Source organism: Oleiphilus sp. HI0125, assembly GCF_001635355.1.
Window position 1 is genome coordinate 23,072 of the sequence record NZ_LWGF01000845.1, and the last position, 18,524, is coordinate 41,595.

Genomic DNA, 18,524 nt, shown 5'->3' on the forward strand with positions numbered 1-18,524 from the left:
AGGTAATGCGTTGCACGTGCCTAAACTAAACCATCATCTTGAATCGAAAGCCGTTGTGTATTGCTCGAAAGCTCATCAGGGCTTGATGCGTCAGAACCAAGTTTAATCAGAAGACGCAAGTCGTTCGCAGAGTCAGCATGCGCCAGTGCATCTTCGTAGGTGATTTCGCCGGCAGCGTACAGGTCATAAAGCGCTTGGTCAAAGGTTTGCATTCCGACATCGCGAGATTTTGTCATTATCTCCTTCAGTTTATGCACTTCTTTCTTACGAATAAGATCTGCACAAAGCGGTGTATTCAGAAGTACTTCAATTACCGCTCGACGACCAGTGCCATCGGGAGTCGGTACAAGCTGCTGCGCGACAATGCCTTTCAAGTTTAACGACAGGTCCATCCAGATTTGGTTGTGCTGCTCCGGAGGGAAGAAGTTAATAATACGGTCCAATGCTTGGTTCGCGTTGTTGGCGTGTAGGGTCGCGAGACACAAGTGACCTGTTTCTGCGAAAGTTACCGCATACTCCATTGTTTCTTTACTACGGATCTCACCGATCATGATGACATCAGGTGCCTGACGTAATGTGTTTTTAAGCGCAACCTCGAAAGACTCAGTATCGATCCCCACTTCGCGCTGCGTAACGATACAGCCCTCGTGTTGGTGAATATATTCAATAGGGTCTTCGATCGAAATTATATGGCCTTTACTGTTTCGATTTCGGTGACCAATCATCGATGCGAGAGAGGTCGACTTACCAGTACCCGTTGCGCCCACAAAAATAATCAAACCGCGTTTCGTCATTGCTAGAGAGTTAATAACTTCTGGCAGCGCGAGGTCTTCAATACGTGGGATATTCGTTTCGATACGACGCAGCACCATACCGATAAGGTTACGTTGAGAGAATGCGGATACACGAAAACGACCAATTCCTCGTGCACTGAGGGCATAGTTACATTCGTTTTTTTCAGTAAATTCGTCGCGTTGTTTGTCGTTCATGGTGTCAAAGACAATCTCACGACACATTTCTGGTGTCAGAGATTGCTTGGTGACAGGGACGATCTTGCCATGGATTTTAATGCTAGGTGGAACGCCTGCTGTGATAAAGAGGTCTGAGCCTCCTTTTTCAACCATGATTTTTAAGAGTCGATCAAAGTCCACGTTTTCTTCCTTAACTTGTCTTGCATCCGATAAATAAACTTATCGGCTAATTCTTAGAAATTTTCAGGGATTTTTGCTTTTTCGCGTGCTGTATCGCGATTGATATGGCCTTTGCTAAGCAAGTTTTGCAAGCACTGGTCGAGCGTCTGCATACCAATGCTGGCCCCTGTTTGTATTGCCGAGTACATCTGTGCAACTTTATCTTCACGAATAAGGTTACGTATCGCTGGTGTACCAATCATGATTTCATGTGCGGCAACACGACCACCATTTGATTTCTTCAACAGTGTCTGCGAGATAACGGCTTGTAGAGATTCTGAAAGCATGGAACGAACCATCGCTTTTTCTTCCGCTGGGAATACATCAACGACACGGTCAATTGTTTTGGCAGCAGATGTGGTGTGGAGAGTGCCAAATACTAAGTGACCTGTTTCTGCAGCGGTTAGTGCCAATCGAATGGTCTCAAGGTCACGAAGCTCACCAACTAGAATAATATCGGGGTCTTCACGAAGTGCTGAGCGCAGTGCTTCGTTAAAGCCTAAGGTGTCACGATGTACCTCACGTTGGTTCACGAGACATTTCTTACTTTCGTGAACAAATTCTATTGGATCTTCGATGGTCAGAATGTGGTCGTAGCGATTGTCATTAATGAAATCGATCATTGCCGCTAGCGTTGTTGATTTACCAGAACCGGTTGGACCGGTTACCAGTACGAGACCACGAGGTACCTCGGCAATGTCTTTAAATACTTGCGACATACCCAAGTCTTCCATGGTTAATACTTTGGAAGGGATGGTACGAAATACTGCGCCTGCGCCACGGTTTTGGTTAAATGCGTTAACACGGAAACGTGCGACACCAGGTACTTCAAATGAAAAGTCGGTTTCTAAGAATTCTTCAAAATCTTTACGCTGCTTGTCATTCATAATGTCGTAAATCAGGCGATGCACTTCTTTGTGTTCCATCGCTGGTAGATTGATACGACGTACATCGCCATCAACACGAATCATGGGTGGTAAGCCTGATGACAAATGTAAATCTGATGCGCCTTGCTTCGCAGAGAAGGCGAGCAGTTCGGTAATATCCATGAGAACCCTCTATAGGACTAGATTTTCACTAGAGTAAAAATCTCATCTTGTTAAACTTATTGAGATAATTAGTTGTTGCCCATACGGCTCAGAAATGTTCTAAGCCTTGATAGGTATGGCTTTCAGAGAACTTAACCCCTAACACCACTATCTTATTGATTAGCATAATGTTTAGCATAGCAGACAAGCTCCAGAGCGTTAGTTTAAGAATACAAAAAGCAACAATTCGGGCTGAGAGAGAAAGTGGCTCGGTTCAGTTACTCGCTGTGAGCAAGAAACATACAGCTAAGTCGGTGATCGAAGCCTATGAACAAGGGCAACGATTATTTGGGGAAAATTACCTGAGTGAAGCCCTTGAGAAGCAAGAAGAGATCTTGTCATTAGCACCTGAAAAAGCAGGCAGCATTGAATGGCATTTTATTGGTCCGATTCAATCGAATAAAACACGTCCCATCGCTGAAAGCTTCGCGTGGGTGCATGGTGTCGACCGCCTAAAAGTGGCAACACGATTGAACGATCAAAGACCAGAAACATCGGAAGCGCTTAATGTATGTATTCAAGTGAATATCGATCAAGAGGAAACGAAGTCTGGAATCTCTCTTGATGAATTGGATGCATTAGCCGAGCAGATTTCGGGTATGGATAAATTATGTTTGCGCGGAATTATGGCGATTCCAAGTGCAAGTGCCGATAACGAGCAATTAGCGAAAAGCATGCACGCTTTACATCAAGCAAAAGATCGGCTCGCTGCACGTTATGCTTCAGTTGATACCTTATCGATGGGGATGTCGAAAGATTTAGAGTTGGCTATTGAGCATGGTTCAACCATGGTACGTGTAGGCACTGATATATTTGGTGAAAGAAAAAATTAGGATTAGAAGCTCGATGAGTCATCGTGACTTTTAATTTCCACGAAAACGGGAAACAAAGAATGAAGTTAGACGAACTGAATATTAGTTTCATCGGTGCTGGCAATATGGCAAGCGCGATTATCGGAGGTTTGATTGAGAATGGCGTGAGCCCAAAGCGTGTGACCGCAAGTGATCCAAGCCAAGATAAGTTGACGCAGATGGCTGAAACGCTTGGCATTAGTACAACCACTGATAATGTCGAAGCGGTACGTGCTGCTGATATCGTATTGTTATGTGTGAAGCCGCAGGTCCTCGAGGCGGTGATTGCACCGATGAAAGACGCTTTGGCCGCGCAATCTCCTGTAGTGGTGTCGATTGCAGCAGGAATCGAAGTTTCAAGTTTGCAGAAATGGCTAGGTGAAGACATTGCGATTGTACGCGTGATGCCAAACACGCCTGCTCAAGTATTAGAGGGCGCAAGTGGCTTGTATGCGACTGAGAAAGTCAGTGCCGAGCAAAAGCAAGCGGTTGAAGATGTTTTTGCTGCAATAGGTGTTGCAAGATGGGTCGCCTCAGAGGAGCTGATTCACGCGGTCACGGCAGTATCAGGGAGCGGTCCGGCATATTTCTTTTTGATGATCTCCGAGATGGCGAAGGCTGCTGAGAAACTTGGCTTATCCACAGAAGATGCGAAGCAATTAGCTGCACAAACAGCACTTGGGTCAGCCAAAATGGTGCTCGGAAGTGATCTGCCAGCAGAACAATTAAAGAAAAACGTCATGTCGCCCGGCGGCACAACTGAACGTGCTATTCATGTTTTCGAAAATGAAGGTCTGCCTCAGCTGGTTGAAAAAGCGATGACAGCGTGTGCTGATCGCTCTATTGAAATGGCAGCGCTTCTCGGTAAATAACTATATTGCGCTGCGTATCGTCAGAGAATTCTATGAGCAACGAACAACAATCTATAAAGCTCTCTTTGCTATTAACAGGCAATGAGTTAATGAGTGGTGACATTGTCGATAGCAATTCGGCAATGTTAGCTGAAGCCCTTAGCCCCTTTGGTTGCACGATTTACTACAAGGCAACTGTTGGGGATGACTTAGCCTTGCTTGAGCAGGAAATAGCGCGCATTGCGGGTTTTTCTGATGTGCTTGTTGTGAATGGTGGTTTGGGGCCAACTGTTGACGATCTCACAGCACAAGCCCTAGCCAATGTTATGCGCGTTGATTTGCTTGAACATCCGCAGGCAATGGCGGACCTTGAACAATGGTGCAAGAGTAAAAATATTGCCTTCAATGCAGCCAACAAAAAGCAGGCTATTTTGCCTGACGGGGTAGGTTTAGTTCCTAATGCCACAGGTTCAGCTGTTGGCTTCTCTGCTGAGATTAATGGATGCACTGTTTACTGCACACCTGGAGTCCCATCAGAACTGAAAACAATGTTTAGTGAGGAGATTCTCCCGCGTTTACCTTTAGACTCGAATGCCAAAGTGAAGCGACAACGATATCGTGTTTTTGGAATGGGTGAGTCAGGCATTCAAGAGCGTGTTTTTAAGAGTGGTTTGAAACTTCCAAAAGAATTGGAGCTTGGGTTTCGCGCTTCATTGCCAATGTTGGAGTTAAAGCTCCAAGCAAATCATGAGCAAGACTATGCGTTGCTCGAGCATTTTTCTGAACAAGTGGAGCAATTATTTGGCGCGCATATTGTGACCGATGATAATCGCAGCATTGCGCATGTCGTGAAAGATTTATTGTTGGCGCAAAGCAAACGTGTGACCTTTGCCGAGTCATGTACGGGCGGACTGATCAGCTCTATGCTGACCGAGCTTGATGGCGCTTCGGGCGTATTTGATGCTGGCTTTGTTACTTACTCCAATGAAATGAAGCAGAAGATGCTCGGCGTCGAAGAAGCGACATTAATTGCACATGGCGCGGTTAGCCAAGCGGTTGTAGAACAAATGCTATCAGGCGCCTTGGATCGAAGCGGCGCTGATTTAGGTGTCGCGGTATCAGGAATAGCTGGGCCTCAAGGTGGTACAACAGATAAACCTGTCGGTACTGTATGGGTGGCGTGGGGAAGTAAGAGTGAGATAAAGGCACACTGTTTCTACTTTCCAGTAGACAGAAAACGCTTTCAAATACTCGTTGCGGCCTTGGGTTTCGATCTATTGCGTCGTGAGCTGATGCAAGTCAATGAAGAAGCGGCATATTTCAAAGAACGTAGCTTAAAGAACAAGAATTAGTGCGCTGGAAATGAAAAATTATGGGCCGCGTAGATTTGCGACCCATAGGGCACGAGTTTAGTTACTTACTCGTATTTGCAAAGATAAGCAGTATCCGTCGGGACGACTAGATCGAAAGACTGATTTGCTTCAACTTCAAATGTTTGGCCATCTGTGAAGCTGACGAATTCGTCGCTACCAGGCAACTTAACTTGAAGCTCGCCAGCGACAACAGTCATGTATTCTTTTTGGCTTGTGCCGAAGGTGTATTCACCGGCAACCATTACACCTACTGTTGCAGGTAGATCTTTGCCTTCGAATGCGATTGATTTTACTTTGCCGTCAAAGTACTCATTAACTGATAACATGCTGATTCTCCAAAATTAACGCCAACTGCGCGAGCGCGAGTGGCCAAAAAACTGGCGCGTAGTATACGCGCAGCTTGCTCAAATGCCGAACAAAATTGACGAAACATGATGAATACAGAAACGATTATTGACCTGATACGACACGGAGAGCCTGAAGGTGGGCAAAAACTTCGTGGCACGCTTGATGATCCACTCTCAGAGCTAGGCTGGGAGCAAATGCGAACATCCGTAGGTGAGCATTCTCCTTGGGCAAGTATTGTCTCGTCGCCTTTATCGCGATGTCGTTATTTTGCCGGTGAACTGGCAGATAAACTGTCGCTAGATCTCGATATCAATGCAGAGTTTCGTGAAATTGCATTTGGCGAGTGGGAAGGCCTCACCAATAAGCAATTGATGGAAGGAAACAAAGAGGCGTTTTCTAAGTACTGGCAAGATCCCGAGAACAATACGCCTCCTGGCGGAGAACCGCTCAGTCAGTTCGTGACACGAGTACATGGTGCTTGGGAAGATTTGGTTGAACAAAGTAAAGGACAACACCGCTTGTTGGTGTGCCACGGCGGCGTCATACGTGCCATTCTGACTCACGTATTAGGCATGCCAACCAGTAAACTTTGGAGCTTTGATGTGCCTTATGCAAATGTGAGCCGCATTGTTATCTATCATTGGTCTGAACCGAAGAGTGAAGGTGACCAAGAACAAAGTGCAGCGCAGCTGCGTTTCCATCAAACTAGGTTGATTTAGATCAAGAGAACAAGCCTGCAAACTAGGTAGACTGCGCCAGATACACTTTTTGCAGGCTACTTTCGTGATAAACGCTGATCAACTCAACGATTTTCTCTTACGGTATGAAGGTTATGGTCCTCGTTATATTTCATACCCGACGGCGCTGCATTTTCGTGATGACTTCCCAATAGGTAGTTATCTTGAGCAGGTGACTGAGAGTAATCAGCACCCAGCTCCTAGAAGCTTGTCCCTTTATATTCACGTGCCGTTTTGTGCATCGCTTTGTTATTACTGTGGTTGCAACAAAGTGGTGACTCGAAATATGTCTAGAGCGGATGAATATATTGAATTGCTAAGTAAAGAGATCGCTTTAAAAGCGCCATTATTTGAAAGTGGTCGCTTAGTCGAACAGATTCATTTTGGTGGCGGCACACCGACCTTTATGAGCACTGATCAGATCAAAGAGATCCTAGAGTTACTCGCACAATCTTTCCATTTTGGACTTCCTCAAAAGCTTGAGATGGGTATCGAAATCGACCCACGAAGCGTCACAGTAGATGACATCGATGAACTAGTGGGCCTAGGCTTTAATCGCTTTAGTTTTGGTATTCAGGACTTTAATCCAGAAGTACAAAAAGCGGTGAACCGTGAACAAAATATTGAACAAATCGAGGCGCTTGTAGCGCGCGCTCGTGCGTTGGGTGTCAGCTCCATTTCTTTTGATCTAATTTATGGATTGCCGAAGCAGACTCGTGCTTCATTTGATGAAACACTGAAAGAAGTTTTGCGGATTAAGCCTGATCGTTTAGCGCTTTATAACTACGCGCATATGCCAGATAGCATGCCTGCTCAGCGCTTAATTAACGCAGAAGAACTTCCATCAAGTGCAGAGAAGATTCATATTCTCAGTGACAGTATTGTCGGCTTGGGTGATGAAGGGTACACCTATATCGGGATGGACCACTTTGCCCTGCCAAGCGACAGCTTAGTGAAAGCGCAAGAAAACGTCTCGTTGCAGCGAAACTTCCAAGGTTACTCTACGCATGCAGAAACAGACTTGATCGGCCTTGGTGTCAGCGCTATCTCTAAGGTGAATCACAGCTTTAGTCAAAACGTGACTAAAATATCTGAGTACAGAGAGCAGTTAGCAAATGATGAGCTACCGCTCTACAAAGGCCTGATTATGTCGTCTGACGACATCGTTCGATCAGACCTTATTCAGCGGATTATGTGCGGTGAATTTATTAGCAAGGCTGCATTTGGTAACGAACATTTGATTGACTTCGATACATATTTTAAACGAGAGTTCGAAAACCTATCTCAATTTGTCGAAGATGACTTGGTGCTGTTAAACAATGACGGCATCCAAGTGACCGAACTTGGTCGTGTATTTTTAAGAAATATTGCGATGACGTTTAATCATTATTTAGCGAGAGGAGAACAACAGAATGTTGAAATACCTCGATACAGTAAAACAGTATAAATAAAAACGAGCGGTTATGGATCAGGGAATGAGACTAGCTACGATTAGCGACTTGAAATGTGGTGAATGTGCGCTTGGGAAGTTGTGTTTACCAGTAGGTGTGAATCCTGCTCAGATGGCATCGCTAGAAGAAATTGTTGATGCGGGAAGGGTTTTCCATGAAGGTGAACGCGTCTACTCAGAAGGTCAAAATTTTTAGTATGTCTATGCGGTTAAATCAGGCATGTTCAAAACTGTGCTCAATGATGGCCAAGGTTCGGAGCATATCGCAAGCTTCCATCTTCCAGGTGAACTTTTCGGACTAGATGCGCTGCACCAAAATTCGCATCCCTCTAGTGTGATTGCGCTTGGGACATCTAGCCTTTGTGCTATCAAATATTCGAAGCTCGAACGACTTGCGTTGCAAATTTCTGGCTTACAACACCACTTGCTCTCAGTACTCGTAAAGAAGTGCAAAGCGGGCACGAAAAACAACAAGAACACGCGGCTGATCAGAAGCTTGCAACCTTCTTGTTTACTTTATCTGCTCGTTACAAAGAACGCGGATATTCTGATACGCGCTTTAATTTAATGATGCCACGTAGAGATATCGCTAATCATCTTAATCTTGCTCCGGAAACCATCAGTCGTTTGTTCAAACGCTTCCAGCGAGACGGGTTGATTGATGTGAAGCGAACCGATTTGCAGATTCTTGATTTACCAGCACTCGGTGTGCTCGGCGGCTGTAACCAAATGTGCGTCTAAGCTCTGTTTCATTTGAACCAATACTTTATCATTAAGTCTTAGGACATTTGGTATCGCATTGGTAATGAGAATGCAGCATCTCATTTTTATTTTACTTCTTCTAATTTCCTCAATCTCACGGGCCGATTTCGTAGCAGCGCCTGATTTTCATCTTAAAGAATTAGCTAACGACACGATGCATCGGTTGAGTGATTACCGTGGTACGGTTATCTATCTCGATTTTTGGGCGTCGTGGTGTGGGCCTTGCCGACAATCGCTACCGGCGCTAGATCGCTTGCAAAAGGAATTCTCACCAGACGACTTTCAAGTGATTGCGATTAACTTAGATGAAGACTCAGCTGAGGCGCTTGGATTTCTAGCGGATTATCCGGTTGACTATACCGTACTGACAGAAAAAACAGGAAAGACACAGCGGGCATATCACTTGGTCGGTTTACCTTCCTCGTTTCTTATAGATCAACGAGGAGAGGTGATTGGTTCGTTTCAGGGTTTCAAGCCTGATCACATCCCGAAAGTAAAAAGAGCGGTGAACTATCTCTTAGAGGAATGATCCTTACGATACTGCGAAGGACTTCGTTCACTCCAGCGCTTAAAGGCATGATTAAACGCGGCGGCTTCTTGGTAACCCAGTTTCAGAGCGATTAGCTCAATACTTAATTGTGACTCGCTTAACCAGCGTTTTGCTTTCTCGAATCTCACTTCATCCAACACGTTCTGAAAGCTGCTATCTTCGTCGCTTAACTTTCTGCGTAAAGTTCGTTCTGACATACCAAAGGTTTGAGCAGCTTCCTTGGCTTTAGGAATGTCATAACTAAACATCAAAAGATAGTTCTTCAATGCATCAGTGAGCGTTTCTTCTTTTTGACTTGATTCGAACAGAATCTGCTCGCATTGCTCACGATACATGTCGAATGCGTTTTTATTCGCTTGAGGGAAGGGCTGTTTCAGTAGCGCGGTTGGAATCAGTATGCGATTGCTTTGCATGCCAAACAACACTCGGCAGCCGAAAGCTTTTTCAAACTTAATACGATCTTGTTTTTTTGGCGTGACAGTCAGGTGAACTTCAACGATTTGAAAATCGATTCCGTTCATCATATAGATGTCACGGACGAGCTTCGCGCATCCTGCCATGTCGCGGTACAAAACAAATTCGCGCACATCTTCGGGAAGCATTGCGGGGTCGAAACGTAGTGACGAGTTATCAGTCGCCAAAGAAAAACTCATTTCGCCGAACATATAGCCCATAGATTGGTAGCGAATACCCATCTGGCAAGATTCATAGCCATCTTTACAGCTGCTAAGTAACATTGCGAATGGGCCGTAGCCAGCAGGCCCAAGGAAAGGACCGATTTCGAGGGCGATGAGAGGGTCGGGATTTAATTTGACTAAGTCTTGATAGACTTCAAGCTCTTTGCTGCGTGTGATGCGCGCTTGCGGATCGATACGATCGACGTTTAGTCCGTTGCTATTTAAAACAGCATCGCTGTCTAAACCCAGAGACTTAAAAAGCTGTGCGGTATACGATAACCCTAATACTGATCTCGTTGGCATAATCTTATTATTTGGCCAAATTTATCAACTTGAAACGCAGCTTACCATAGAGAGGCTAGGAGCTGTCTACTAGGATGCGTGCGAAAAGTACAAAATAAATACAAATAAACTGTTCCATAAGGAAGATAATGTGAAGAAGGTAATCATTTTTCTCGCTGCTGTGTTAATTGTTTTGATGGGAGCGAATGCCCTATTTTTAGAAAAGCGTGTTGAGTTTAGGGCGTGGGCACTCAACATGGAGGCCGAAAAAGCTGGTCTCGTTCACGAAACAATTGAAGTAAACGGTCAGCAAGTCACCTTATACGATAATAACGCTGATGCCCCAGTTCTAGTCATGTTGCATGGCTTTAGTGGTAGTAAAACGAATTGGTTGCGTCTAGCGCAGCAGTTCGGTTCGACGTATCGTGTGATTGTTCCAGATCTAATGGGGCATGGTGAAAACAAGCAAGATCTGAACGCGAGTTACCATATTGCTGATCAAGTTGCGTTTGTGAATGCTTTGATGGCGAAGCTAGATATCAAGACGTTCCATTTGGCGGGCAATTCTATGGGTGGCGCTATCTCATCACTTTATGCAGCCCGTCATCCAGATCAAGTGTTATCGATTACCTTAATCAGTCCAGCAGGTGTGCATACTCAGCCTTCACAAATGGATGAAATTCTTGAGCAAGGGAGCAATCCTTTGATCGCAAAAACTGAACAAGACTTTTATCGGGTCTTAGATTTTGTCATGGAAGTGAAGCCATTTATTCCCGATGCGATTGCAAAAGCGGAGGCTGAAATAGCGGTGTCTCGACTAGCGATCAACGAAAAGATTTTTAAAGACATTCGTTCAGACCTCACTAAAGGCTTAGACAAAGAATTCGTTAATATCACCGCGCCAACCCTAATCATTTGGGGAGAAGGAGATAAGGTGATTAGTGCCAAGAATATTGATGAATATGCGGCGCTGGTGAAGAACTCTAAGAAGGTTGTATTGCCTGGTATTGGTCACTTAGCAATGGTTGAAACACCAGAAAAAACAGCTGCACTAATGCGAGACTTTATCGGTAGCTAGACTCAAGCATTGATGAAATGAAGCCGCTAGTGGGAAACTAGTAGCGGCTTTTTTGTTTTGTGAGTGTTGTCTACGGTTAGGCATAAGTGGTTGTTGTTTTTAGAGGGTAACATCAGGCTCATTCTTCTGTTCCTGTCGGCGCTGGCCGACGGCAAGTCAGGGTCTTTGTTTCGCCAAAGACCCCAACATAACCTAGGTCACTCTCTCTTGCTCTACGAGCAATTCACCTTGCCCCAAAGGCGACCCGGATCGCTTACGCGCTCAACGGGATTATCCCTTCGTTCCAGCCTCTCATTGACGCGAATGACTGCAACCTATTGATTAAGGTGTAATACCCAAAATTAGACATTAGCCGACATCAAATACCCCTCATGATCAATGCCCGCTTCATATAGGGGGCTGACATTTAGTGATGCGAAAGCCTTAAAATAGTTGCTGTGACCTAACAATAAGGTCCTCAGATAATTAGTTAGAAAACTATATAAATAAACAGGTGTAATGGAATCAGGAAGCTTTGAGGTGATCGCTTCCTATGAAACCCGTGAGATAAGTCTGTCTTTTTGCGGCTTCCTTCTGATATTGTTTTATAAAACAATTACTTAAAAAATTGCTTCTGGGTTTATACGGACCCGTGTAAACCCAAGTCTTCTTTTTGCGCAAAGAGAATCTTGGTTTCTAATGATAGGATGCTCTTTAAGTGATTGAATCAATTGAACAAAAATGGAATTTTGGTGATCGTGAAGACGCGTTGTCGTCTGCGGTTTATACGGAATTCCGTATAATAAGCTGTTAAATGTCAGGAGTAACCATGGAAGATTGGCCATTTGATCAGCCAGAAAATTGCGCCGCTGTAACTAACAAGGATATCGCCTTTGAAGGTGCTCCGATCCTTCACGTTTGTCACGATGAAGATGATCATGGGTGGCAGTTCTTAGGGCTCGAGGATGCCCAAGAAGAAAACATCTCTCTTATTGCTATGTCCCAAGTCGTAAAACTTGATCCCAGCGTCAAAGAGGTAGCGCATATCCCTCCAGGTTGGCATGCTTGGCGCCAACATGTAGGTGGTCCATGGGAAATAGAAAAATATGAAGAATAAAACATTTAACAAGGCCAGCCAGCATCGCTCCCTGCGGTCGCTGGACCTCGTTTCACTCGGCCGCTGCTGGCGGCGTTATATGCAAAAGGTAGTTTTAAACTAAGGGAATGAAATGAAAAAAATAGGTGGTTATTTACTCGCTGCACTTGGTGCCTTACTCATCTTATTTGGAGCTTTTGGCGCAATCGATACAGTTCTATTTGTCTTAAGCGCAGATGCTTCTTCATACAATATTGGTTTTGTCATTGGCCGTTCAACCGTTCTATTTTTTATCGTCTACCTAGGTTTGCGTGCTTTCAAAAAAGCCAAACCTATTATTAATAACAATCCGGTTTCCGAGCTGTAATGGATATCGTAAATAAAACTACTCAAAAGCATTTCACCATAGCTCTGGCGTTATCTGCAATTGCTTCTGCCGCAGCTTACCAATGGCTAGTTATTCTTATGGCCACTTGGTTTTTACTTTTAATGGGCGGGGTTTCATTGTTTCGTTCGGCTAACCAAAAGTTCTACTCTGTTATGTGGGGTATATTCATTGGTTTAACATTAACTTTAGCGTTGCTAGTCTTTGGGCCATGGGAACTATATACATAAAAGCATATAACAAACTGCTCAATGATCAGCCAAGGAAACCTTGGCTTGGACAGCCACCGCTGCGCGGCGTCTGCCCATTAGCTTAGCGTTAAGTGGCGCTTTGAGATAACGATTTGATGAAAACTACTTCACAAGTAATTCAAGATCTAAACGAGATTCAAAGTGTTGGTGTAACACTAGAAGAGGCAACTTTGTCTTACCATAAAAAAGAAGAAGTAAGTTTTGAAGAAATTTGGCCTGCCATTTTACAAATACTAGAAACTGATGAAACTCATGCAAAAGAATTAGCAACACAGTGGTGTACTCAATATGATTAGTTTCTTGGAAATCTTGAGCCACTTAACAAGTGCAAGCAACAGGACTGTTAAAAAGCTGGCGCTTTTAAACAGCCGCTGTTGCAGGCGTTAGGTGTTCAAGGATGGAAACGATCTATCAACAAAGCACGTTTAAACTCGCAACTAAAAATATTTGTTTCTTCTCTTTGTTGTTTTTAGTTGGCTTACCCTTAAATCTCGCGTTTCGCCATGATTTCCCATTAGAGCGTGTGGGCGTAGGCATTATGAACAACTTACCTGTAGTGCTTAAATGGCTTTTTGTTCTCTATGTTTATTCATTTATTGAGGCTGCCATAAAAAGTAAATGCTTCAAAGCGCATGTTAGCGGAGAGGGCGTTCGCGCGAGGAATGTATTCGGTAAAATGGTGTCCAGTGATTGGGGTAATGTCTCTCAAATAAAGAAGGACAAATTTTCTAATACGGTAAAAATCAAACTGGCAAACAAACGTTTGTCTTTATTGGCGCCGGCTTCAATATTAGGTAGTACACATGTGCCAAACCATATTAAAAACACCTAACCAGTCGCTCAAGCAAGGACAAAAAACGCTACGCGCTTTTTGCCGCTTAGCTTGGCGTTAATAAGGTCTGCTTTCTTTATAAAACCCGACGAAATCCCCTGTTACTCTCGAACGCTTCTGACTTCCGCTTCTGTCTATGTTCGGAAGTTAGGAAATGCCAGATACAGTTGTTTGACGGACTAGGTGGCCACTATATGGTTCCTTTAGGTGGCCAATATATGGTTCCCACACCACCTTCTTACAATTTGTTTTACTTGCCTGAATATCGATGCAGCATTGTTTGTTTTGTTAGCTTAGTTCAACGCAGTGATGAAGAATTTGTTACACTCTGCGCCCTCATTTTTATGGCTTGTATGAGCTAGTTCAGTCTGGCTTATTCAAACAAACCTTCAATTTTTAAATTTTTAACTACACTTACGCTCTAGCTATTCGATTGCTTTTAGACGTATGGAGCATCCATGCTGCGTTATTTATTCATCATTGCTGTCATTGTTGTCTTGCCTTCTTGTGCTTTGATTGGGCAGAAACAGCAGGTCGTTGAACCTGAGGTGAAAGTTGTTGAAAAAGTGGTGGTCAAGGAAGTACCTGCACCATGCCCGGTATGTCCAGAGTTAAAACTTCAGCCTGTATTAGAAAAAACGCTAGAATGCCCTAGCCCAAAGCAAGACGTTTCGCAGATACAGCCTGTTAAATCGTTACATCACACCAGCCTGCCAATTATTGGTGAGGTGGAGTGGGTTTCCGTGAATGCAACACGTAATCGATTTAAAGCACGTATTGATACCGGAGCTGCGACAAGTTCGATCCATGCGGAAGATATTCAATTATTTGAGCGAGATGGGCGTACGTGGGCCTCTTTTAATATCCATCCTTTCAAAAAGTCGAAGCCTGTAAGAGTCAAAGCACCTATCACGCGTAAATCTAAGATCAAGCAACATGATCGAGCATCTGATGAACGTTACGTGGTCGAGCTGACGCTCACTATGGGCGATATTAAAATGAAGACAGAGGTGAATTTGAATGACCGTTCAGAATTCAGATACCCGTTGTTGGTCGGTCGTAGCTTTCTTGAAGGCAATGTGCTCGTTGATACCAGTCAACGTTATATGGTACTCGATTAGGTGCTCTTATGAACTCCCGGCTTCAAATTGCGTTCGTCATCAGTGTACTTATTATTTTGGGTCTCGGCGCGGTCGCCTATAAAAACCAAGTGCTCTCGTTTCCGCTCACGACGAATCAAGACCAAGAAGTATGGTCTGTCGAAATAAAGCTCTCGTTTGAAGCCACTGAAGAATCTGTTCGATTGTTTATCAATGCTGCAGATAAAAACCCTTACCGTCGTACCTTAGTCACTCAAAAATTTGGTCCCTTCCAGTCGCAAAAGAATAACTCAGAAAACGGTTATGAATCAGTTCTGCTTGAAGGGAAAATGAATCTAGGTAAGCAAGAAGCTGCGATTCGTTATGTTACGTGGTTTTTGAATAATGATAATTACACGAGACCGTCACCAAAAGAGCTCAGTCTCCCAACATTTCTCGTGAGTGAAAAACAGGCGGTTGATGCGATTACAAGGTCGCTTGAACAGTATCGTTCACCCAAAGGAAAAGCGCTGGCTTTGTTAGATATGATGAATACTGATGAGCCGAGCATGCTGGTTCTATTAGGTGAGAACGCACGCTTAAGTAAGCGCATAGAGCTTGCGCAAAAATTACTAGCTTACTCGGGTGTACATAGCAAAACTGCACAAGGCTTGATGCTGCGTGATCGCAAACGCAACACGCCTATTCAGCAATTTTTAAGGGTTTACGAAGAGGGCGCGTGGCATACCATCGATGCCTTAGAAGAGTATGTAATTCAGCCTAACCGACTAATTTTGTTCCAAGAGGGCGATGAGCCGCTTATTGAAATTTACGGAGGTCGAAATGCGGAACTTCGTTTTTCAATGCTCAGAGAGTATCGCAATGCGCTTGCCACGTCGGTAGAGAGTCAAGGGATCGCAGATAGCTTGTTTATCGACTTTTCAATTTATTCTTTACCGATTTCTGAGCAAAGCACTTTTAAGTTGCTATTGATTATTCCCTTGGGCGCTTTGGTTGTTGTTATTTTTCGAAATCTAATCGGCATCAGAACGTCCGGGACGTTTATGCCGGTATTAATAGCTATGGTGTTTTTGCAGACTGAGCTCATTGTCGGGCTGACGCTGTTTGTCTTGGTGATTAGCATTGGCTTGTTACTTCGATCTTGGCTAAGCCGTCTGAATTTACTGCTGGTGCCAAGAATCGCGTCAGTACTTGTGTTTGTGATTATTATTTTTGCAGCTATTGGTATTGCGAGTCATAAACTTGGTATCCCATGGGGGCTTAAAGTGACGTTTTTCCCTATGATAATTACCGCATGGACGGTTGAGCGTCTTTCTATTCTTTGGGAAGAAGAAGGTCCAAGAGAAGTCGGGATTCAAGGCTTAGGTAGTTTGCTCACGGCAGTAGTGAGCTATATTTTGATGAGTAATACCTACGTTGCAGATTTTGTTTTCTTATATCCCGAAAGCTTATTACTAGTATTGGCGGCGATTTTAGCGATAGGAAATTACAACGGCTATCGCTTAAGTGATTTAAGACGCTTTAAATCGATTTTGGAACATCGTTGATCATGTTTGGTTTTGCCAGCCCTAAACGTCTAAAACAATGCGGCATCATCGGAATGAACCGCCGCAATGTCCAGCTGATTGCAGAGAACAACCCTCGCCAATTGTATCCCCTTGTCGACAATAAGTTGAAAACCAAACAACTTTGTCTGAAGTCTGGTATTGCGACGCCTGACCTACTTGCCGTGTTCCGCGCGCAATATGAGTTACGAAGTTTGGAACCAACATTAAAAGGGCTCGAGGGTTTCGTTATCAAACCTGCTCAGGGCAGTGGTGGTAAAGGAATTTTGGTAATTATTGATCGTAGAGGCGATCACTTCATCCGTACAGATGGCTCTGAAATTGATAGTAATCATGTACATCGTCATATCTCCAATATTCTAAGTGGTCTTTATAGCTTGGGCGGACGAAATGATGTGGCCATTGTCGAATCTCTAGTTCAATTTGATCCGTGCTTTGAAGGTATGAGCTATAAGGGCGTCCCGGATATTCGTGTGATCGTTTACAAGGGCTATCCGGTGATGGCGATGACGAGATTGTCCACGCACTCGTCTCACGGCAAGGCTAACTTGCATCAAGGGGCTGTTGGTGTTGGTTTATCCATCCGTAATGGCAGTACGTTGCGTGCAGTTATGCGCGACAACCCAGTGATCTTTCACCCTGATACAGGCAAAGATCTCACGAAGCTTAATATTCCGCGATGGGATGACTTGCTGGCTTTGTCGGCGCGTTGCTATGAAATCACGAATCTTGGTTATTTGGGTGTCGACCTAGTCTTAGACAAAGACTTAGGCCCCTTGCTGATGGAGTTGAATGCGCGACCAGGTCTAGCTATTCAATTGGCCAACGGACAAGGCTTGCTGCCACGCATTAATGCCGTTAATGCGATATCTGCGCGCTACGATCATTCTATATCTGAGAGAGTGTTATTCAGTCAGAATGAATTCGATACCTAGCCAACGTACTATCCCTGGAGGCTTAACAGATTTTGTTAGGACGCTTTAGGGATTTGTTGCGTGACGCAATGAATATTACCGCCGCCTAATAATATTTCCCGTCCACCTTTTATTCCCGTGACCTGATAATCAGGAAACGCCTGTTGAAGAACTTCAGCGGCTTGAGCATCTGTTTTTGGATCTAACAACGGGAAAATGATTTGTTGGTTGGTGATTAGAAAATTGGCATAACTTGCTGCAAGTCGCACGCCTTCATAACGAGATTCATGCGGCTCGGCGTCGAAGCTATCCGCTTCTTCTCCACTCATAAATAAGGGGCCGGGCATTGTGATTTTACGGATCGTTATGGTCCGACCTTGTGCATCAGGATGAGAGTTGAGAGCACGTTCAGCTAGTCGTGAAATCTCATATTGAGGATCAGATGGATCGTCACACCACGTTAAGACTACCTCACCCGGTGCTACGACATGCAGTATGTTATCGATGTGTCCGTTAGTGTCTTCATCGGCATAGAGCCCTAAAGGTAGCCAGAATACAACGTCCACATTTAGGTATTGTTTTAAGTAGGCTTCAATTTGCGCTTTGCTTAGCTCTGGATTACGGCTGGGATGTAACAGGCATTCTTCCGTTGTATAGCATGTGCCTTGTCCGTCGACGTGAATCGCGCCGCCCTCTAAGATGAAAGGAGCTTGATAAACATCAGAGTCAAAGCAATTTGCGAGCTGCTTTGCGACGGCATCATCTTTACTCCAATCGCTATACATTCCCGCTAAATGACCACCCCAGGCATTGAATTTCCATGAGACGGCGCGGCGCTTTCCTTCTTGGTTGATAAGAAAACTACAGCCTGTGTCGCGCAACCAAGAGTCGTTATTCTCAATGACAATGACCTGAATATGTTCAGGTAATTGTGCGCGAGCAGACGAAAGGCTACTGGCATTGGCGTAGACATAGACAGGAGTTGTCTTAGCAATCTGCAGTGCAACTTCTACAAATGCCGCCTGAGCCGGCAATGCCTTGGCTCGCCAAGTCTCGAGATTATCGGGCCATATTAAACCTACTGCTTCATGAGGACCTGACTCAGCAGGCATATAGAAAGCATCTTGTTTTGGGGTTTGGCTATCGAGCTTTGCCATGTGCGGAT

Annotated in this window: 22 protein-coding genes and 1 pseudogene; 18 read left to right on the forward strand and 5 right to left on the reverse strand. The window is 44.4% G+C overall.

Translation table 11 applies throughout. From position 1 onward, the window contains the following. Positions 1-20: 20 nt before the first annotated feature. Positions 21-1,151 (reverse strand): PilT/PilU family type 4a pilus ATPase, encoded by a 1,131-nt coding sequence (locus tag A3762_RS13790; RefSeq protein ID WP_068475965.1) that lies wholly within the window; start codon positions 1,149-1,151, stop codon positions 21-23. A gap of 53 nt (positions 1,152-1,204) precedes the next feature. Then, positions 1,205-2,239 carry a type IV pilus twitching motility protein PilT gene (locus A3762_RS13795; RefSeq protein WP_068475964.1) on the reverse strand — a complete coding sequence of 345 codons (1,035 nt, stop codon included), beginning with the start codon at positions 2,237-2,239 and terminating at the stop codon, positions 1,205-1,207. A 167-nt stretch (positions 2,240-2,406) separates the two neighbouring features. Between A3762_RS13795 and A3762_RS13800 the strand changes: the two genes are divergently transcribed. Genes A3762_RS13800 through A3762_RS13810 form a run of 3 tightly spaced genes read left to right on the forward strand, consistent with a single transcriptional unit; the run spans position 2,407 to position 5,332 of the window. Continuing rightward, positions 2,407-3,111, forward strand: coding sequence for a YggS family pyridoxal phosphate-dependent enzyme (locus A3762_RS13800; RefSeq protein ID WP_068475963.1), 705 nt, complete (start codon positions 2,407-2,409; stop codon positions 3,109-3,111). Positions 3,112-3,170: 59 nt separating this feature from the next. Continuing rightward, positions 3,171-4,001, forward strand: coding sequence for a pyrroline-5-carboxylate reductase (gene proC / locus A3762_RS13805; protein WP_068475962.1), 831 nt, complete (start codon positions 3,171-3,173; stop codon positions 3,999-4,001). A gap of 32 nt (positions 4,002-4,033) precedes the next feature. After that, a complete protein-coding gene (locus tag A3762_RS13810) occupies positions 4,034-5,332 on the forward strand; it encodes a CinA family nicotinamide mononucleotide deamidase-related protein (protein ID WP_068475961.1) in 1,299 nt (432 codons plus the stop codon). Positions 5,333-5,397: 65 nt separating this feature from the next. Here the strand turns inward: A3762_RS13810 and A3762_RS13815 are convergent, their stop codons facing one another. After that, positions 5,398-5,679, reverse strand: a complete 282-nt coding sequence (locus A3762_RS13815) for a pyrimidine/purine nucleoside phosphorylase (RefSeq protein WP_068475960.1) — start codon at positions 5,677-5,679, stop codon at positions 5,398-5,400. A gap of 105 nt (positions 5,680-5,784) precedes the next feature. Here A3762_RS13815 and A3762_RS13820 point away from each other — a divergent pair, with 105 nt between their 5' ends. From A3762_RS13820 to A3762_RS13835, 6 genes and pseudogenes are all read left to right on the forward strand, one after another. Then, positions 5,785-6,420: a histidine phosphatase family protein gene (locus tag A3762_RS13820; protein WP_068475959.1), complete on the forward strand. Its 636-nt coding sequence runs from the start codon at positions 5,785-5,787 to the stop codon at positions 6,418-6,420. A 64-nt stretch (positions 6,421-6,484) separates the two neighbouring features. Continuing rightward, a complete protein-coding gene (hemN, locus tag A3762_RS13825; protein ID WP_068475958.1) occupies positions 6,485-7,885 on the forward strand; it encodes an oxygen-independent coproporphyrinogen III oxidase in 1,401 nt (466 codons plus the stop codon). Between the two features lie 28 nt (positions 7,886-7,913). Continuing rightward, positions 7,914-8,084 (forward strand): hypothetical protein, encoded by a 171-nt coding sequence (locus tag A3762_RS25975; RefSeq protein WP_156493457.1) that lies wholly within the window; start codon positions 7,914-7,916, stop codon positions 8,082-8,084. Positions 8,085-8,108: 24 nt separating this feature from the next. Beyond that, positions 8,109-8,225: pseudogene (locus A3762_RS28860) on the forward strand (transcriptional regulator FNR); the annotation flags it as partial. Between the two features lie 23 nt (positions 8,226-8,248). After that, positions 8,249-8,629 carry a helix-turn-helix domain-containing protein gene (locus tag A3762_RS28385; RefSeq protein WP_068757839.1) on the forward strand — a complete coding sequence of 127 codons (381 nt, stop codon included), beginning with the start codon at positions 8,249-8,251 and terminating at the stop codon, positions 8,627-8,629. A gap of 70 nt (positions 8,630-8,699) precedes the next feature. Next, positions 8,700-9,179 carry a TlpA disulfide reductase family protein gene (locus tag A3762_RS13835; protein WP_197469263.1) on the forward strand — a complete coding sequence of 160 codons (480 nt, stop codon included), beginning with the start codon at positions 8,700-8,702 and terminating at the stop codon, positions 9,177-9,179. Here the strand turns inward: A3762_RS13835 and A3762_RS13840 are convergent. After that, positions 9,161-10,180 (reverse strand): AraC family transcriptional regulator, encoded by a 1,020-nt coding sequence (locus A3762_RS13840; protein ID WP_068475956.1) that lies wholly within the window; start codon positions 10,178-10,180, stop codon positions 9,161-9,163. The two genes, A3762_RS13835 and A3762_RS13840, sit on opposite strands and share 19 nt — an antisense overlap. A gap of 130 nt (positions 10,181-10,310) precedes the next feature. Here A3762_RS13840 and A3762_RS13845 point away from each other — a divergent pair, with 130 nt between their 5' ends. The 9 genes from A3762_RS13845 (at position 10,311) to A3762_RS13885 (ending at position 17,380) form a co-directional block, all read left to right on the forward strand. Continuing rightward, positions 10,311-11,237, forward strand: coding sequence for an alpha/beta fold hydrolase (locus A3762_RS13845; RefSeq protein ID WP_068475955.1), 927 nt, complete (start codon positions 10,311-10,313; stop codon positions 11,235-11,237). Positions 11,238-12,045: 808 nt separating this feature from the next. Then, positions 12,046-12,333 (forward strand): hypothetical protein, encoded by a 288-nt coding sequence (locus A3762_RS13850; protein WP_068756118.1) that lies wholly within the window; start codon positions 12,046-12,048, stop codon positions 12,331-12,333. 112 nt (positions 12,334-12,445) lie between these two features. After that, on the forward strand, positions 12,446-12,679 hold the full coding sequence (locus A3762_RS13855; RefSeq protein WP_068756120.1) for a hypothetical protein: 234 nt from the start codon (positions 12,446-12,448) through the stop codon (positions 12,677-12,679). Next, positions 12,679-12,927 (forward strand): hypothetical protein, encoded by a 249-nt coding sequence (locus A3762_RS13860; RefSeq protein WP_068756121.1) that lies wholly within the window; start codon positions 12,679-12,681, stop codon positions 12,925-12,927. The genes A3762_RS13855 and A3762_RS13860 overlap by 1 nt, the downstream gene beginning before the upstream one ends. Before the next feature lie 116 nt (positions 12,928-13,043). Then, complete coding sequence (locus A3762_RS13865; RefSeq protein WP_068756123.1) at positions 13,044-13,244, forward strand: hypothetical protein; 201 nt, start codon at positions 13,044-13,046, stop codon at positions 13,242-13,244. A gap of 101 nt (positions 13,245-13,345) precedes the next feature. Continuing rightward, positions 13,346-13,780: a hypothetical protein gene (locus tag A3762_RS13870; RefSeq protein ID WP_068756125.1), complete on the forward strand. Its 435-nt coding sequence runs from the start codon at positions 13,346-13,348 to the stop codon at positions 13,778-13,780. 458 nt (positions 13,781-14,238) lie between these two features. Next, positions 14,239-14,901: an ATP-dependent zinc protease gene (locus A3762_RS13875; protein WP_082869136.1), complete on the forward strand. Its 663-nt coding sequence runs from the start codon at positions 14,239-14,241 to the stop codon at positions 14,899-14,901. Positions 14,902-14,909: 8 nt separating this feature from the next. Next, positions 14,910-16,427 carry a UUP1 family membrane protein gene (locus tag A3762_RS13880; RefSeq protein ID WP_068475943.1) on the forward strand — a complete coding sequence of 506 codons (1,518 nt, stop codon included), beginning with the start codon at positions 14,910-14,912 and terminating at the stop codon, positions 16,425-16,427. 2 nt (positions 16,428-16,429) lie between these two features. Beyond that, entirely contained in the window at positions 16,430-17,380 is a 951-nt protein-coding gene (locus A3762_RS13885; RefSeq protein ID WP_068475942.1) for an alpha-L-glutamate ligase-like protein, read from the forward strand. A 35-nt stretch (positions 17,381-17,415) separates the two neighbouring features. Here A3762_RS13885 and aguA read toward each other — a convergent pair whose 3' ends face one another. After that, a complete protein-coding gene (gene aguA, locus A3762_RS13890) occupies positions 17,416-18,516 on the reverse strand; it encodes an agmatine deiminase (protein ID WP_068475941.1) in 1,101 nt (366 codons plus the stop codon). Positions 18,517-18,524: the final 8 nt, after the last annotated feature.

Excerpts from the sequence above, each read along its gene's own strand:
- A3762_RS13865 (WP_068756123.1), top strand. The coding sequence starts at position 13,044 with ATGAAAACTACTTCACAAGTAATTCAAGATCTAAACGAGATTCAAAGT.
- A3762_RS13855 (WP_068756120.1), top strand. The coding sequence starts at position 12,446 with ATGAAAAAAATAGGTGGTTATTTACTCGCTGCACTTGGTGCCTTACTC.
- A3762_RS13840 (WP_068475956.1), bottom strand. The coding sequence starts at position 10,180 with ATGCCAACGAGATCAGTATTAGGGTTATCGTATACCGCACAGCTTTTT.
- A3762_RS13885 (WP_068475942.1), top strand. The coding sequence starts at position 16,430 with ATGTTTGGTTTTGCCAGCCCTAAACGTCTAAAACAATGCGGCATCATC.
- A3762_RS13875 (WP_082869136.1), top strand. The coding sequence starts at position 14,239 with ATGCTGCGTTATTTATTCATCATTGCTGTCATTGTTGTCTTGCCTTCT.
- A3762_RS13815 (WP_068475960.1), bottom strand. The coding sequence starts at position 5,679 with ATGTTATCAGTTAATGAGTACTTTGACGGCAAAGTAAAATCAATCGCA.
- aguA (WP_068475941.1), bottom strand. The coding sequence starts at position 18,516 with ATGGCAAAGCTCGATAGCCAAACCCCAAAACAAGATGCTTTCTATATG.
- A3762_RS13820 (WP_068475959.1), top strand. The coding sequence starts at position 5,785 with ATGATGAATACAGAAACGATTATTGACCTGATACGACACGGAGAGCCT.
- A3762_RS13800 (WP_068475963.1), top strand. The coding sequence starts at position 2,407 with ATGTTTAGCATAGCAGACAAGCTCCAGAGCGTTAGTTTAAGAATACAA.
- A3762_RS13795 (WP_068475964.1), bottom strand. The coding sequence starts at position 2,239 with ATGGATATTACCGAACTGCTCGCCTTCTCTGCGAAGCAAGGCGCATCA.
- A3762_RS25975 (WP_156493457.1), top strand. The coding sequence starts at position 7,914 with ATGAGACTAGCTACGATTAGCGACTTGAAATGTGGTGAATGTGCGCTT.
- A3762_RS13810 (WP_068475961.1), top strand. The coding sequence starts at position 4,034 with ATGAGCAACGAACAACAATCTATAAAGCTCTCTTTGCTATTAACAGGC.
- A3762_RS13860 (WP_068756121.1), top strand. The coding sequence starts at position 12,679 with ATGGATATCGTAAATAAAACTACTCAAAAGCATTTCACCATAGCTCTG.
- A3762_RS13870 (WP_068756125.1), top strand. The coding sequence starts at position 13,346 with ATGGAAACGATCTATCAACAAAGCACGTTTAAACTCGCAACTAAAAAT.
- A3762_RS13880 (WP_068475943.1), top strand. The coding sequence starts at position 14,910 with ATGAACTCCCGGCTTCAAATTGCGTTCGTCATCAGTGTACTTATTATT.
- A3762_RS13850 (WP_068756118.1), top strand. The coding sequence starts at position 12,046 with ATGGAAGATTGGCCATTTGATCAGCCAGAAAATTGCGCCGCTGTAACT.
- A3762_RS13835 (WP_197469263.1), top strand. The coding sequence starts at position 8,700 with ATGCAGCATCTCATTTTTATTTTACTTCTTCTAATTTCCTCAATCTCA.
- proC (WP_068475962.1), top strand. The coding sequence starts at position 3,171 with ATGAAGTTAGACGAACTGAATATTAGTTTCATCGGTGCTGGCAATATG.